Annotated in this window: 24 protein-coding genes; all 24 read left to right on the top strand. The window is 58.5% G+C overall.

Going from position 1 to position 11,769, the window contains the following annotated elements; translation table 11 throughout:
* Nucleotides 1-6 precede the first annotated feature (6 nt).
* The gene (gene rplB / locus N0B71_RS11530; protein WP_024767388.1) at nt 7-828 is read left to right on the top strand and encodes a 50S ribosomal protein L2; all 822 of its coding nucleotides are present in this window, start codon (nt 7-9) and stop codon (nt 826-828) included.
* Between the two features lie 16 nt (nt 829-844).
* Nucleotides 845-1,120 carry a 30S ribosomal protein S19 gene (gene rpsS / locus N0B71_RS11535; protein WP_015475324.1) on the top strand — a complete coding sequence of 92 codons (276 nt, stop codon included), beginning with the start codon at nt 845-847 and terminating at the stop codon, nt 1,118-1,120.
* Nucleotides 1,121-1,132: 12 nt separating this feature from the next.
* A complete protein-coding gene (gene rplV, locus N0B71_RS11540) occupies nt 1,133-1,465 on the top strand; it encodes a 50S ribosomal protein L22 (RefSeq protein WP_015475325.1) in 333 nt (110 codons plus the stop codon).
* A 13-nt stretch (nt 1,466-1,478) separates the two neighbouring features.
* Nucleotides 1,479-2,165 (top strand): 30S ribosomal protein S3, encoded by a 687-nt coding sequence (gene rpsC / locus N0B71_RS11545; RefSeq protein ID WP_015475326.1) that lies wholly within the window; start codon nt 1,479-1,481, stop codon nt 2,163-2,165.
* 11 nt (nt 2,166-2,176) lie between these two features.
* On the top strand, nt 2,177-2,590 hold the full coding sequence (rplP, locus tag N0B71_RS11550) for a 50S ribosomal protein L16 (protein ID WP_009617163.1): 414 nt from the start codon (nt 2,177-2,179) through the stop codon (nt 2,588-2,590).
* Nucleotides 2,590-2,781 (top strand): 50S ribosomal protein L29, encoded by a 192-nt coding sequence (gene rpmC, locus N0B71_RS11555; RefSeq protein ID WP_003093720.1) that lies wholly within the window; start codon nt 2,590-2,592, stop codon nt 2,779-2,781. Before rplP ends, rpmC begins: the two co-directional genes overlap by 1 nt.
* A gap of 2 nt (nt 2,782-2,783) precedes the next feature.
* Nucleotides 2,784-3,050 carry a 30S ribosomal protein S17 gene (gene rpsQ, locus N0B71_RS11560; protein WP_009617165.1) on the top strand — a complete coding sequence of 89 codons (267 nt, stop codon included), beginning with the start codon at nt 2,784-2,786 and terminating at the stop codon, nt 3,048-3,050.
* Nucleotides 3,051-3,066: 16 nt separating this feature from the next.
* On the top strand, nt 3,067-3,435 hold the full coding sequence (rplN, locus tag N0B71_RS11565) for a 50S ribosomal protein L14 (protein WP_017521901.1): 369 nt from the start codon (nt 3,067-3,069) through the stop codon (nt 3,433-3,435).
* Nucleotides 3,436-3,447: 12 nt separating this feature from the next.
* Entirely contained in the window at nt 3,448-3,762 is a 315-nt protein-coding gene (rplX, locus tag N0B71_RS11570) for a 50S ribosomal protein L24 (RefSeq protein ID WP_045215317.1), read from the top strand.
* A gap of 19 nt (nt 3,763-3,781) precedes the next feature.
* On the top strand, nt 3,782-4,321 hold the full coding sequence (rplE, locus tag N0B71_RS11575) for a 50S ribosomal protein L5 (RefSeq protein WP_017521899.1): 540 nt from the start codon (nt 3,782-3,784) through the stop codon (nt 4,319-4,321).
* A gap of 13 nt (nt 4,322-4,334) precedes the next feature.
* The gene (gene rpsN / locus N0B71_RS11580; protein WP_259759026.1) at nt 4,335-4,640 is read left to right on the top strand and encodes a 30S ribosomal protein S14; all 306 of its coding nucleotides are present in this window, start codon (nt 4,335-4,337) and stop codon (nt 4,638-4,640) included.
* A gap of 189 nt (nt 4,641-4,829) precedes the next feature.
* Nucleotides 4,830-5,222, top strand: a complete 393-nt coding sequence (gene rpsH / locus N0B71_RS11585; protein ID WP_015475331.1) for a 30S ribosomal protein S8 — start codon at nt 4,830-4,832, stop codon at nt 5,220-5,222.
* An 11-nt stretch (nt 5,223-5,233) separates the two neighbouring features.
* On the top strand, nt 5,234-5,767 hold the full coding sequence (rplF, locus tag N0B71_RS11590) for a 50S ribosomal protein L6 (protein ID WP_259759027.1): 534 nt from the start codon (nt 5,234-5,236) through the stop codon (nt 5,765-5,767).
* A gap of 10 nt (nt 5,768-5,777) precedes the next feature.
* The gene (rplR, locus tag N0B71_RS11595; protein WP_259759028.1) at nt 5,778-6,128 is read left to right on the top strand and encodes a 50S ribosomal protein L18; all 351 of its coding nucleotides are present in this window, start codon (nt 5,778-5,780) and stop codon (nt 6,126-6,128) included.
* Between the two features lie 3 nt (nt 6,129-6,131).
* Entirely contained in the window at nt 6,132-6,632 is a 501-nt protein-coding gene (gene rpsE, locus N0B71_RS11600) for a 30S ribosomal protein S5 (protein ID WP_009617173.1), read from the top strand.
* A gap of 2 nt (nt 6,633-6,634) precedes the next feature.
* A complete protein-coding gene (gene rpmD / locus N0B71_RS11605; RefSeq protein WP_009617174.1) occupies nt 6,635-6,811 on the top strand; it encodes a 50S ribosomal protein L30 in 177 nt (58 codons plus the stop codon).
* Between the two features lie 3 nt (nt 6,812-6,814).
* Complete coding sequence (gene rplO / locus N0B71_RS11610; RefSeq protein WP_017521896.1) at nt 6,815-7,249, top strand: 50S ribosomal protein L15; 435 nt, start codon at nt 6,815-6,817, stop codon at nt 7,247-7,249.
* Nucleotides 7,250-8,581: a preprotein translocase subunit SecY gene (gene secY, locus N0B71_RS11615; protein ID WP_017521895.1), complete on the top strand. Its 1,332-nt coding sequence runs from the start codon at nt 7,250-7,252 to the stop codon at nt 8,579-8,581.
* A gap of 24 nt (nt 8,582-8,605) precedes the next feature.
* Entirely contained in the window at nt 8,606-8,722 is a 117-nt protein-coding gene (rpmJ, locus tag N0B71_RS11620; protein WP_002555468.1) for a 50S ribosomal protein L36, read from the top strand.
* A gap of 130 nt (nt 8,723-8,852) precedes the next feature.
* Entirely contained in the window at nt 8,853-9,209 is a 357-nt protein-coding gene (rpsM, locus tag N0B71_RS11625) for a 30S ribosomal protein S13 (RefSeq protein ID WP_015475336.1), read from the top strand.
* An 18-nt stretch (nt 9,210-9,227) separates the two neighbouring features.
* A complete protein-coding gene (gene rpsK, locus N0B71_RS11630) occupies nt 9,228-9,617 on the top strand; it encodes a 30S ribosomal protein S11 (RefSeq protein WP_003093689.1) in 390 nt (129 codons plus the stop codon).
* A gap of 16 nt (nt 9,618-9,633) precedes the next feature.
* On the top strand, nt 9,634-10,254 hold the full coding sequence (gene rpsD, locus N0B71_RS11635) for a 30S ribosomal protein S4 (RefSeq protein ID WP_259759029.1): 621 nt from the start codon (nt 9,634-9,636) through the stop codon (nt 10,252-10,254).
* Nucleotides 10,255-10,276: 22 nt separating this feature from the next.
* Nucleotides 10,277-11,278, top strand: coding sequence for a DNA-directed RNA polymerase subunit alpha (locus tag N0B71_RS11640; protein WP_009617182.1), 1,002 nt, complete (start codon nt 10,277-10,279; stop codon nt 11,276-11,278).
* Nucleotides 11,279-11,321: 43 nt separating this feature from the next.
* Nucleotides 11,322-11,711 (top strand): 50S ribosomal protein L17, encoded by a 390-nt coding sequence (gene rplQ / locus N0B71_RS11645; RefSeq protein WP_015475338.1) that lies wholly within the window; start codon nt 11,322-11,324, stop codon nt 11,709-11,711.
* Nucleotides 11,712-11,769 lie beyond the last annotated feature (58 nt).

Genomic DNA, 11,769 nt, shown 5'->3' on the forward strand with positions numbered 1-11,769 from the left:
TGCATCATGGCAATCGTTAAATGCAAACCGACTTCCGCTGGTCGTCGTTTCGTCGTCAAGGTAGTGAACCAGGACCTGCACAAAGGTGCTCCGTTCGCTCCCCTGCTCGAGAAGAAGTCCAAGTCGGGCGGCCGTAACAACAACGGTCGTATCACCACCCGTCATATCGGTGGTGGCCACAAGCAGCACTATCGTCTGGTCGACTTCCGTCGCAACAAGGATGGCATCCCTGCCATCGTTGAACGCGTCGAATACGATCCGAACCGTACTGCTCACATCGCTCTGCTGAAATACGCGGACGGCGAGCGTCGTTACATCATCGCCCCCAAAGGCGTGGTGGCTGGTGATCAGCTGATCTCCGGCATCGGCGCTCCGATCAAGGCCGGCAACAACATGCCGCTGCGCAACATCCCGGTTGGTAGCACCATCCACGGTATCGAACTGAAGCCTGGCAAAGGCGCTCAGATCGCTCGCTCCGCTGGCGCTTCGGCTCAGCTGGTTGCCCGTGAAGGTGCCTACGTCACCGTACGTCTGCGTTCCGGCGAAATGCGCAAAGTCCTGGCTGACTGCCGTGCGACCCTGGGCGAAGTCTCGAACTCCGAGCACAGCCTGCGTTCGCTGGGTAAAGCCGGTGCCAAGCGCTGGCGTGGCGTTCGCCCGACCGTTCGTGGTGTTGCCATGAACCCGGTCGACCACCCGCATGGTGGTGGTGAAGGTCGTACCTCTGCTGGTCGTCATCCGGTATCGCCGTGGGGTCTTCAGACCAAGGGTAAGAAGACTCGCGCGAACAAGCGTACCGACAACATGATCGTCCGTCGCCGCAAGTAAATAGAGGGATACGACAGTGCCACGTTCTCTGAAAAAAGGTCCTTTTATCGATCTTCACCTGCTGAAGAAGATCGAAGTGGCGGTGGAAAAGAACGACCGCAAGCCGATCAAGACCTGGTCGCGCCGTTCGATGATCCTGCCGCACATGGTTGGTCTGACCATCGCTGTCCACAACGGCCGTCAACACGTGCCCGTTCTGGTCAACGAAGACATGGTCGGTCACAAACTCGGCGAGTTCGCTGCTACCCGCACTTATCGTGGGCACGCTGCGGACAAGAAAGCCAAGCGTTAAGGGGTAAGGAAGATGGAAGTAGCCGCTAAGCTCTCGGGCGCTCGTATCTCCGCCCAGAAAGCCCGCTTGGTCGCCGACCAGATCCGCGGGAAGAAGGTGGGCGACGCGCTCAACCTCCTGGCTTTCAGCAACAAGAAAGCCGCCGAGATCATGAAGAAAGTGCTGGAGTCGGCTGTTGCCAACGCCGAGCACAACGAAGGCGCCGATGTGGACGACCTCAAAGTCTCCACCGTCTTCGTCAACGAAGGTCGTTCGCTCAAGCGCATCATGCCGCGTGCCAAAGGCCGTGCTGATCGCATCGTCAAGCGGTCTTGCCATATCACTGTCAAGGTTGCGGACAAGTAACGGAGTCGATCAGATGGGTCAGAAAGTACATCCCAATGGCATCCGCCTGGGTATCGTCAAGGAGCACACCTCCGTTTGGTACGCAGATAAGCGCACTTACGCCGATTATCTGTTCGCCGACCTGAAGGTACGTGAGTATCTCCAAGACAAACTAAAAAGCGCGTCCGTAAGCCGTATCGACATCCATCGTCCGGCTCAGACTGCACGTATCACCATCCACACCGCTCGTCCCGGCATCGTGATCGGCAAGAAAGGTGAAGATGTTGAGAAGCTGCGTCAGGACCTGACCAAGCAAATGGGTGTGCCGGTGCACATCAACATCGAAGAGATCCGCAAGCCGGAGCTCGACGGTATGCTGGTTGCGCAAAGCGTAGCTCAGCAGCTGGAGCGTCGCGTTATGTTCCGTCGCGCCATGAAGCGCGCTGTACAGAACGCCATGCGCATTGGTGCCAAAGGCATCAAGATCCAGGTAAGCGGTCGTCTGGGCGGCGCTGAAATCGCTCGTACCGAGTGGTATCGCGAAGGTCGTGTGCCCCTGCACACCCTGCGTGCCGACATCGACTATGCAACCTACGAAGCGCACACCACCTACGGTGTGATCGGTGTGAAGGTTTGGATCTTCAAAGGCGAGGTCATCGGTGGCCGCCAGGAAGAGCTGAAGCCTGTAGCGCCCGCTCCTCGTAAAAAAGCTGCTAAGTAAGGAGTACGCAAATGCTGCAACCTAAGCGTACGAAGTTCCGCAAGCAAATGACCGGTCACAACCGTGGCCTGGCTCATCGCGGTTCCAAAGTCAGCTTCGGCGAGTTCGCCCTCAAGGCAACCAGCCGTGGCCGTCTCACCGCGCGTCAGATCGAGTCCGCACGTCGTGCGCTGACCCGTCACGTAAAACGTGGCGGCAAGATCTGGATTCGCGTATTCCCCGACAAGCCTGTTACCAAGAAGCCCCTGGAAGTACGTATGGGTAAAGGTAAGGGCGGCGTCGAGTACTGGGTAGCCCAGATTCAACCGGGCAAGGTCCTGTACGAGATCGAGGGTGTATCCGAAGAGCTGGCGCGTGAGGCATTCGCCCTGGCTGCTGCAAAGCTGCCGCTCGCCACCTCCTTTGTTAAGCGGACGGTGATGTGATGAAAGCGAATGAACTTCGTGAAAAATCCGTTGAGCAGCTGAACGAGCAACTGCTCGGCCTGCTGCGCGACCAGTTCAATCTGCGCATGCAGAAAGCAACTGGCCAGTTGGGGCAGTCTCACCTGCTCTCGCAAGTGAAGCGCGACATCGCTCGCGTTAAAACTGTGCTCAACCAGCAAGCAGGTAAGTAATCATGGCTGAAGCTCAGAAAACCGTCCGTACGCTGACCGGCCGTGTCGTCAGCGACAAGATGGACAAGACCGTTACCGTTCTGATCGAGCGCCGCGTCAAGCACCCGATCTACGGCAAATACGTGAAGCGTTCGACCAAACTGCACGCACACGACGAAACCAATCAGTGCCGCATTGGTGACCTGGTCACCATTCGCGAGACCCGTCCGCTGGCCAAGACCAAGGCCTGGACCCTGGTTGATATCGTCGAGCGCGCGGTTGAAGTCTAAGGGTCGGAGATAGAAGATGATTCAGACTCAATCCATGCTCGAAGTCGCTGATAACAGCGGCGCGCGTCGCGTAATGTGCATCAAGGTACTCGGCGGTTCCCACCGTCGTTACGCCGGCATTGGCGACATCATCAAGGTCACCGTCAAGGAAGCAATTCCGCGTGGCAAGGTGAAGAAGGGCCAGGTAATGACTGCCGTGGTCGTTCGCACCAAGCACGGCGTACGTCGTACCGACGGTTCCATCATTCGCTTCGACGGCAACGCCGCCGTCCTGCTGAACAACAAGCAGGAGCCGATCGGCACCCGTATCTTCGGGCCGGTGACTCGTGAACTTCGTACCGAGAAGTTCATGAAGATCGTCTCCCTTGCCCCTGAAGTGCTGTAAGGAGTAGCCGTCATGCAAAAAATTCGTCGTGACGACGAAGTCATCGTCATTGCCGGCAAGGACAAGGGCAAGCGTGGCAAAGTGATCAAGGTTCTGGCTGACGACCGTCTGGTCGTTGGCGGTGTGAACCTGGTCAAGCGCCACACCAAGCCCAACCCCATGCTCAACCAGCAAGGCGGGATCGTCGAGAAGGAGGCGCCTCTGCACGTCTCCAACGTCGCCATCTTCAACGCTGAAACCAACAAGGCTGACCGCGTTGGTTTCAAAGTCGAAGACGGTAAGAAGATTCGTGTCTTCAAGTCGACCCAGAAACCGGTTCAGGCTTGAGGGAGCTAGGTAGATCACCATGGCACGATTGAAAGAAATTTATCGGAAGGAAATCGCTCCCAAGCTGAAGCAAGAGCTTCAGCTGGCGAACGTGATGGAAGTTCCGCGCGTTACCAAAATCACCCTGAACATGGGTCTTGGCGAAGCTGTCGGCGACAAGAAAGTCATCGAGAGCGCCGTAGCTGATCTGGAAAAGATCGCGGGTCAGAAGCCGGTCGTGACTTACGCTCGTAAGTCCATCGCAGGCTTCAAGATTCGTGAAGGCTGGCCGATCGGCGTCAAAGTCACCCTGCGTGGCGATCGCATGTACGAGTTCCTGGACCGTCTGCTGTCGATCTCCCTGCCGCGCGTTCGTGACTTCCGCGGTCTGAACGCCAAGTCCTTCGACGGCCGTGGCAACTACAGCATGGGCGTCAAAGAGCAGATCATCTTCCCGGAAATCGATTACGACAAGATCGATGCCCTCCGCGGTATGGATATCACTCTGACCACCACCGCGCGTTCGGATGATGAAGGTCGTGCCCTGCTGCGCGCCTTCAAATTCCCGTTCCGCAACTGATTGGAGTAGGACCATGGCTAAAGAGAGCATGAAGAACCGTGAGCTGAAGCGTCAGCAAACGGTAGCCAAGTACGCCAAGAAGCGTGCCGAGCTGAAAGCGATCATCGCTAATCCGAACACTTCCGCGGAAGATCGTTGGAACGCCCAGGTCGCCCTGCAGAAGCAACCGCGTGACGCGAGCGCCAGCCGCCTGCGTAACCGTTGCCGTCTGACCGGTCGTCCGCACGGCTTCTACCGCAAGTTCGGCCTGAGCCGTAACAAGCTGCGCGAAGCTGCAATGCGCGGCGACGTACCGGGTCTGGTGAAAGCCAGCTGGTAAGTCGTAGGCGGAGCTGGCAACGGCTCCGTTGATCGCTTTACGCATCAAGCCCCCTCGTGGGGCTTGATTCGTTTTTGAGCGATCTCTAGAATACCCGGCTCCCCTGAGCCTGGGTTTTAGTTCGCCTGGCGTTTTGAGGGCGAGTTATGAAGTTGAAGGCTTATCTTTTGTATCAGGAGCATTAAGCCCATGAGTATGCAGGACCCGTTAGCAGACATGCTAACTCGCATCCGTAATGCCCAGATGGCTGAGAAGACCGTCGTGAGCATGCCGTCTTCCAAGCTGAAAGCGGCAGTCGCCAAAGTCCTCAAGGACGAAGGCTATATTGCGGATTTCCAAGTGACCGCCGAGGCCAAGCCTCTGCTGTCCATCGAGCTGAAGTACTTCGAAGGCAAGCCTGTCATCGAGGAAGTGAAGCGAATCAGCCGTCCTGGCCTGCGCCAGTACAAATCCGTAGACCAGCTGCCGAAAGTTCGCGGTGGCCTGGGTGTGTCGATCGTTTCCACCAACAAAGGTGTGATGACTGATCGTGCTGCCCGTGCCGCTGGCGTTGGTGGCGAAGTGCTCTGCACTGTGTTCTAAGGGGAATCAGCATGTCTCGCGTTGCTAAGAACCCCGTCAAACTGCCCGCCGGCGTTGAAGTCAAGCTGGCTGGTCAGGAGCTTTCGATCAAGGGTGCCAAAGGCGCTCTCGAGCTGAAAGTCCATCCGTCCGTCGAAGTCATTCAGGACAACGGTGAGCTGCGTTTCGCTGCGCGTAACGGCGACCAGCAGACCCGTGCCATGGCCGGTACCACCCGTGCTCTGGTCAACAACATGGTAGTCGGCGTCAGCCAGGGCTTCGAGCGCAAGCTCCAGCTGGTTGGTGTTGGTTACAAGGCGCAGGCCAAAGGCCAAGTGCTGTCCCTGGCTCTCGGCTTCTCCCACCCGGTTGATTACGAACTGCCTGCCGGCATCGTCGCGGAAACCCCCAGCCAGACCGACATCCTGATCAAGGGTATCGACAAGCAGCTGGTTGGCCAGGTTGCCGCGGAAATCCGCGACTTCCGTCCGCCGGAGCCGTACAAAGGCAAGGGCGTGCGTTACGCCGACGAAGTCGTCCTTCGTAAAGAAGCCAAGAAGAAGTAGGGCATAGCAAATGAGCGTCAAGAAAGAAACCCGTCTGCGCCGCGCTCGCAAGGCTCGCCTGAAGATGCGCGAACTGGAAGCCGTACGCCTCTGTGTGTACCGCTCCGCCCAGCACATCTACGCCCAGGTCATTGCAGCCGACGGCGGCAAGGTCCTGGCCAGCGCCTCGACCCTGGACAAAGAACTGCGCGAAGGTGCCACCGGCAACGTCGACGCAGCCAAGAAAGTTGGTCAACTGGTCGCGGAACGCGCCAAGGCTGCCGGCGTCACTCAGGTGGCGTTCGACCGTTCTGGCTTCAAGTACCACGGTCGTATCAAGGCCCTGGCTGATGCCGCTCGTGAAGGCGGTCTGGAGTTCTAAGTTATGGCAAACAACGATCAAAAGCGCGACGAAGGCTACATCGAGAAGCTGGTTCAAGTGAACCGCGTCGCCAAAACCGTAAAAGGTGGCCGTATCTTCGCCTTCACCGCGCTGACCGTGGTTGGCGATGGCAAAGGCCGTGTTGGCTTCGGTCGTGGCAAGGCGCGTGAAGTGCCGGCCGCTATCCAGAAGGCAATGGAAGCTGCTCGCCGCAACATGATCCAGGTTGATCTGAACGGCACCACCCTGCAGTACCCGACCAAGTCCGCCCATGGCGCCTCCAAGGTGTACATGCAGCCGGCTTCCGAAGGTACCGGCATCATCGCCGGCGGCGCCATGCGTGCCGTCCTGGAAGTAGCCGGTGTGCAGAACGTTCTGGCGAAGTGCTACGGCTCCACCAACCCGGTGAACGTAGTCTACGCAACCTTCAAGGGCCTGAAGAACATGCAGTCCCCTGAGTCGGTAGCGGCCAAGCGTGGCAAGAGCGTCGAGGAGATTCTCTAACCATGGCAACTGTCAAAGTTACCCTGATCAAGAGCCTGAACGGCCGTCTGGCCAATCACAAGGCTTGCGTCAAAGGTCTCGGCCTGCGTCGCATCAATCATACCGTCGAAGTTCAGGACACTCCTGAAAACCGCGGCATGATCAACAAGGCCTACTACCTGCTGCGTGTGGAGGGTTAATCCATGCAACTGAACGATCTGCGTTCCGCGCCGGGTGCCCGTCGCGAAAAGCACCGTCCGGGCCGTGGCATCGGTAGCGGTCTGGGCAAGACCGGTGGCCGTGGTCACAAAGGTCAAACCTCCCGCTCCGGTGGCTCCATTGCTCCGGGCTTCGAGGGTGGTCAGCAGCCGCTGCACCGTCGTCTGCCGAAGTTCGGCTTCAACTCGCTGAAGGCCATGGATCGCGCAGAAGTGCGTACCTCCGAACTGGCCAAGGTCGAAGGTGATGTCGTAACCGTGCAGGCCCTCAAGGATGCCAACGTGATTAACCAGAACGTACAGCGTGTGAAAGTCATGCTGTCCGGCGACGTTACTCGCGCGGTCACCCTGAAAGGCATCGGCGCCACCAAGGGCGCTCGTGCGGCTATCGAAGCAGCTGGCGGCAAAATCGAGGACTAAATGGCTAAGCAAGGTGCTCTCTCTGCGCTGAGCAACGGTGGTGGTTTGTCCGAGCTCTGGGCACGTCTGCGTTTCCTGTTCCTGGCGATCATCGTCTATCGGATCGGCGCGCACATCCCAGTCCCGGGCATCAACCCCGATCGCTTGGCGGCACTGTTCCGGCAGAACGAGGGGACCATTCTTAGCCTCTTCAACATGTTTTCCGGCGGCGCGCTGGAGCGCATGAGTATTTTTGCACTGGGGATCATGCCGTACATCTCGGCGTCGATCATCATGCAGCTCATGACCGCTATCAGCCCGCAGCTGGAGCAGTTGAAGAAAGAGGGTGAGTCTGGGCGTCGCAAGATCAGCCAGTACACCCGCTACGCAACCCTCGCCCTGGCACTCGTCCAGGCCATTGGCATGTCCATTGGCCTGGGTAGTCAGGGCGTGGCCTTCTCCAACGACTTCGGCTTCTACTTCGTGTCGGTCACCACCTTCGTGGCGGGTGCGCTCTTCATGATGTGGCTGGGTGAGCAGATCACCGAGCGGGGTGTCGGCAACGGCATCTCCATGCTGATCTTCTCCGGTATCGTCGCAGGCCTGCCCCGAGCAATCGGCCAGTCCTTCGAGTCCGCGCGTCAAGGTGACATCAACATCTTCGCCCTGATCGCCATCGGCCTGCTGGCCGTGGCCATCATCGCGTTCGTGGTGTTCATCGAGCGTGGTCAGCGTCGTATCGCCGTGCATTACGCCAAGCGCCAGCAAGGTCGCAAGGTGTTTGCCGCCCAGACCAGCCATCTGCCGCTGAAAGTGAACATGGCGGGTGTCATCCCCGCGATCTTCGCCAGCAGCATCCTGCTGTTCCCGGCATCCCTGGGTGCCTGGTTCGGTCAGTCGGAAGGCCTGGGTTGGCTGCAGGACGTCGCGCAAGCGATCGCCCCTGGTCAGCCGCTGAACATTCTGCTGTTTAGTGCAGGGATCGTTTTCTTCTGCTTCTTCTACACAGCGCTGATGTTCAACCCCAAGGACGTGGCGGAAAACCTCAAGAAGTCCGGTGCATTTATTCCGGGTATTCGTCCGGGTGAACAGTCTGCTCGCTACATCGATGGCGTGCTGACCCGTTTGACCATGTTCGGTGCCCTGTACATGACGGCTGTGTGCCTGCTGCCCCAGTTCCTGGTCGTAGCTGCCCACGTACCGTTCTACCTTGGCGGGACCTCGTTGCTGATCGTGGTCGTGGTTGTGATGGACTTTATGGCCCAAGTACAATCGCACCTCGTTTCTCACCAGTACGAATCCCTCATGAAGAAAGCCAACCTGAAGGGCTATGGCAGCGGTCTGCTGCGCTGACCCGTAAGGTTCGAGGAGTCACTGATGAAAGTTCGTGCATCGGTAAAGAAGCTGTGCCGTAACTGCAAGATCATCCGTCGCGAAGGCGTCGTTCGTGTGATCTGCAGCGCGGAGCCGCGTCACAAGCAGCGCCAAGGCTGAGTGTGAACCACGCGTTATAACCCGGCAGCTAGTGTGCTGCCGGGTTGATTATTTGTTTTTACAGCGCTAATATCCGCGCCCTTTCTTGGCTTCCTGGGCGCCGGGTAGCTGTCAATTGGAGTTTTTCTGAATGGCCCGTATTGCAGGCGTAAACATTCCGGATAACAAGCACACTGTTATCTCGCTGACCTACATCTATGGTGTTGGTCGCACTACCGCACAGAGCATCTGTGCAGCCACCGGCATCAGCCCGGCTGCAAAGATCAAAGACCTGAGCGAAGAGCAGATTGATTCGCTGCGTACCGAGGTGGGCAAACTGACCACCGAAGGTGACCTGCGTCGCGAAATCAACATGAACATCAAGCGTCTGATGGACCTCGGTTGCTACCGCGGTCTGCGTCATCGTCGCGGTCTGCCGGTTCGCGGTCAGCGTACCAAGACCAACGCGCGCACCCGTAAGGGCCCGCGTAAGCCGATCCGCAAGTAATCGCTTAGGAATTTAGTCATGGCAAAACCTGCTGCTCGTCCTCGTAAGAAAGTCAAAAAGACGGTGGTCGACGGGATCGCGCATATCCACGCATCCTTCAACAACACCATCGTTACCATCACCGACCGTCAGGGCAACGCTCTGTCCTGGGCTACCTCCGGTGGTTCGGGCTTCCGCGGCTCGCGTAAGAGCACCCCGTTCGCTGCCCAGGTAGCGGCCGAGCGTGCCGGCCAGGCTGCTCTGGAATACGGTCTGAAGAACCTCGACGTCAACGTCAAGGGCCCGGGCCCGGGCCGCGAGTCGGCTGTTCGTGCGCTGAATGCCTGCGGTTACAAGATCGCCAGCATCACCGACGTAACCCCGATCCCGCACAACGGCTGCCGTCCGCCGAAAAAGCGTCGCGTGTAATAGGAGACAGTGAGAAATGGCTCGTTACATTGGTCCCAAGTGCAAACTGTCCCGCCGCGAAGGCACTGATCTGTTCCTGAAGAGCGGCGTCCGCGCCCTCGACTCGAAGTGCAAAGCAGAAAACGTTCCTGGCCAGCACGGTCAGCGTCGTGGTCGCCTGTCCGACTACGGTCTGCAGCTGCGCGAGAAGCAGAAAGTGCGCCGCATCTACGGCGTTCTGGAACGTCAATTCCGTGGCTACTATCAGGAAGCGTCCCGCCGCAAGGGCTCCACGGGTGAAAACCTGCTGCAGCTGCTTGAGTGCCGTCTGGACAACGTCGTCTACCGCATGGGCTTCGGTTCCACTCGTTCCGAATCCCGTCAGCTGGTGTCCCACAAGACCATCAGCGTCAACGGTCAGACCGTAAACGTACCGTCCTACCAGGTCAAAGCTGGTGACGTGGTTGCTGTTCGCGAGAAATCGAAGAACCAGCTGCGTATCGCCCAAGCTCTGGACCTGTGCGCCCAGCGCGGTCGCGTTGAGTGGGTCGAAGTGGATACCGACAAGAAGTCCGGCACCTTCAAAAGTGTTCCGGCTCGTGCCGATCTGTCCGCCGACATCAACGAAAACCTGATTGTCGAGCTCTACTCCAAGTAAGGGCTAGAAAATAGGTGCATCCATGCAGAGTTCGGTAAATGAGTTCCTGACCCCCCGCCACATCGATGTGCAGGTGGTCAGCCAAACCCGCGCCAAGATCACCCTCGAGCCCCTCGAGCGTGGTTTCGGCCATACCCTGGGCAACGCGCTGCGTCGCATCCTGTTGTCCTCCATGCCTGGCTGTGCAGTAGTCGAGGCCGAGATCGACGGCGTACTCCACGAGTACTCCGCCATCGAAGGTGTGCAGGAAGATGTCATCGAGATCCTGCTCAACCTGAAAGGCCTGGCCATCAAGCTGCACGGCCGTGACGAAGTGACGCTGACCCTGGCGAAAAAGGGCTCGGGTGTGGTGACCGCTGCCGATATTCAGCTGGATCATGATGTCGAGATCGTCAACGGTGACCATGTTATCGCCCACCTGGCCGATAACGGCGCGCTGAACATGAAGCTGAAAGTCGCTCGTGGCCGTGGCTACGAGCCGGCTGATGCCCGTTCGAGCGATGAAGACGAAAGCCGCAGCATTGGCCGTCTTCAGCTCGACGCCTCGTTCAGCCCCGTACGTCGTGTTGCCTACGTGGTCGAGAACGCCCGTGTCGAACAGCGTACCAACCTGGACAAGCTGGTCCTCGATCTGGAAACCAACGGCACCCTGGACCCTGAAGAGGCTATCCGTCGCGCCGCTACCATCCTGCAACAGCAGCTGGCAGCGTTCGTGGACCTCAAAGGCGACAGCGAACCCGTCGTTGAAGAGCAGGAAGACGAGATCGATCCGATCCTGCTGCGTCCGGTCGATGACCTGGAGCTGACCGTCCGTTCGGCCAACTGCCTGAAGGCAGAGAACATCTACTACATCGGCGACCTGATTCAGCGCACCGAAGTAGAGCTGCTCAAAACGCCGAACCTGGGCAAGAAGTCCCTGACCGAAATCAAGGACGTTCTGGCCTCTCGCGGTCTGTCCCTCGGTATGCGCCTCGACAACTGGCCGCCGGCAAGTCTCAAGAAAGACGACAAGGCTACTGCCTGATCGTCGTAGCTACCGAACGTAAAGTTTGGAAAGGAATTGAACCATGCGCCATCGTAAAAGTGGTCGTCACCTGAGCCGCACCAGCGCGCACCGCAAGGCTATGTTCCAGAACATGGCTGTGTCGCTCTTCGAACACGAACTGATCAAAACCACCCTGCCCAAGGCCAAGGAACTGCGTCGCGTTGCCGAGCCGCTGATCACCCTGGCTAAAGTGGATAGCGTTGCCAACCGTCGTCTCGCTTTCGACCGTACCCGTTCGAAAGAAGCCGTAGGCAAGCTGTTCAACGAACTGGGCAAGCGCTACGCCAACCGTCCGGGCGGCTACCTGCGCATCCTGAAGTGCGGCTTCCGCGCCGGCGACAATGCCCCCATGGCATACGTCGAACTGATTGACCGCGCTGTTGGCGGCCAAGCAGTAGAAGCTGCAGAGTAAGGCTCACGCCTTATAAGAAACCGGGCCTTGTGCCCGGTTTTTTATCGCCTATCGAAAA

This window comes from Pseudomonas sp. GCEP-101 (assembly GCF_025133575.1).
Taxonomy (GTDB): domain Bacteria; phylum Pseudomonadota; class Gammaproteobacteria; order Pseudomonadales; family Pseudomonadaceae; genus Pseudomonas; species Pseudomonas nitroreducens_B.

Coding starts and splice junctions, on each gene's coding strand:
- rplX (WP_045215317.1), top strand. CDS start 3,448: ATGCAAAAAATTCGTCGTGACGACGAAGTCATCGTCATTGCCGGCAAG.
- rpmD (WP_009617174.1), top strand. CDS start 6,635: ATGGCAACTGTCAAAGTTACCCTGATCAAGAGCCTGAACGGCCGTCTG.
- rplR (WP_259759028.1), top strand. CDS start 5,778: ATGAGCGTCAAGAAAGAAACCCGTCTGCGCCGCGCTCGCAAGGCTCGC.
- rplP (WP_009617163.1), top strand. CDS start 2,177: ATGCTGCAACCTAAGCGTACGAAGTTCCGCAAGCAAATGACCGGTCAC.
- rpmC (WP_003093720.1), top strand. CDS start 2,590: ATGAAAGCGAATGAACTTCGTGAAAAATCCGTTGAGCAGCTGAACGAG.
- rpsE (WP_009617173.1), top strand. CDS start 6,132: ATGGCAAACAACGATCAAAAGCGCGACGAAGGCTACATCGAGAAGCTG.
- rplF (WP_259759027.1), top strand. CDS start 5,234: ATGTCTCGCGTTGCTAAGAACCCCGTCAAACTGCCCGCCGGCGTTGAA.
- rpsN (WP_259759026.1), top strand. CDS start 4,335: ATGGCTAAAGAGAGCATGAAGAACCGTGAGCTGAAGCGTCAGCAAACG.
- rplB (WP_024767388.1), top strand. CDS start 7: ATGGCAATCGTTAAATGCAAACCGACTTCCGCTGGTCGTCGTTTCGTC.
- rpsQ (WP_009617165.1), top strand. CDS start 2,784: ATGGCTGAAGCTCAGAAAACCGTCCGTACGCTGACCGGCCGTGTCGTC.
- N0B71_RS11640 (WP_009617182.1), top strand. CDS start 10,277: ATGCAGAGTTCGGTAAATGAGTTCCTGACCCCCCGCCACATCGATGTG.
- rplV (WP_015475325.1), top strand. CDS start 1,133: ATGGAAGTAGCCGCTAAGCTCTCGGGCGCTCGTATCTCCGCCCAGAAA.
- rpsC (WP_015475326.1), top strand. CDS start 1,479: ATGGGTCAGAAAGTACATCCCAATGGCATCCGCCTGGGTATCGTCAAG.
- rplQ (WP_015475338.1), top strand. CDS start 11,322: ATGCGCCATCGTAAAAGTGGTCGTCACCTGAGCCGCACCAGCGCGCAC.
- rpsM (WP_015475336.1), top strand. CDS start 8,853: ATGGCCCGTATTGCAGGCGTAAACATTCCGGATAACAAGCACACTGTT.
- rplN (WP_017521901.1), top strand. CDS start 3,067: ATGATTCAGACTCAATCCATGCTCGAAGTCGCTGATAACAGCGGCGCG.
- rplE (WP_017521899.1), top strand. CDS start 3,782: ATGGCACGATTGAAAGAAATTTATCGGAAGGAAATCGCTCCCAAGCTG.
- rpsK (WP_003093689.1), top strand. CDS start 9,228: ATGGCAAAACCTGCTGCTCGTCCTCGTAAGAAAGTCAAAAAGACGGTG.
- rpsH (WP_015475331.1), top strand. CDS start 4,830: ATGAGTATGCAGGACCCGTTAGCAGACATGCTAACTCGCATCCGTAAT.
- rplO (WP_017521896.1), top strand. CDS start 6,815: ATGCAACTGAACGATCTGCGTTCCGCGCCGGGTGCCCGTCGCGAAAAG.
- rpsD (WP_259759029.1), top strand. CDS start 9,634: ATGGCTCGTTACATTGGTCCCAAGTGCAAACTGTCCCGCCGCGAAGGC.
- rpmJ (WP_002555468.1), top strand. CDS start 8,606: ATGAAAGTTCGTGCATCGGTAAAGAAGCTGTGCCGTAACTGCAAGATC.
- secY (WP_017521895.1), top strand. CDS start 7,250: ATGGCTAAGCAAGGTGCTCTCTCTGCGCTGAGCAACGGTGGTGGTTTG.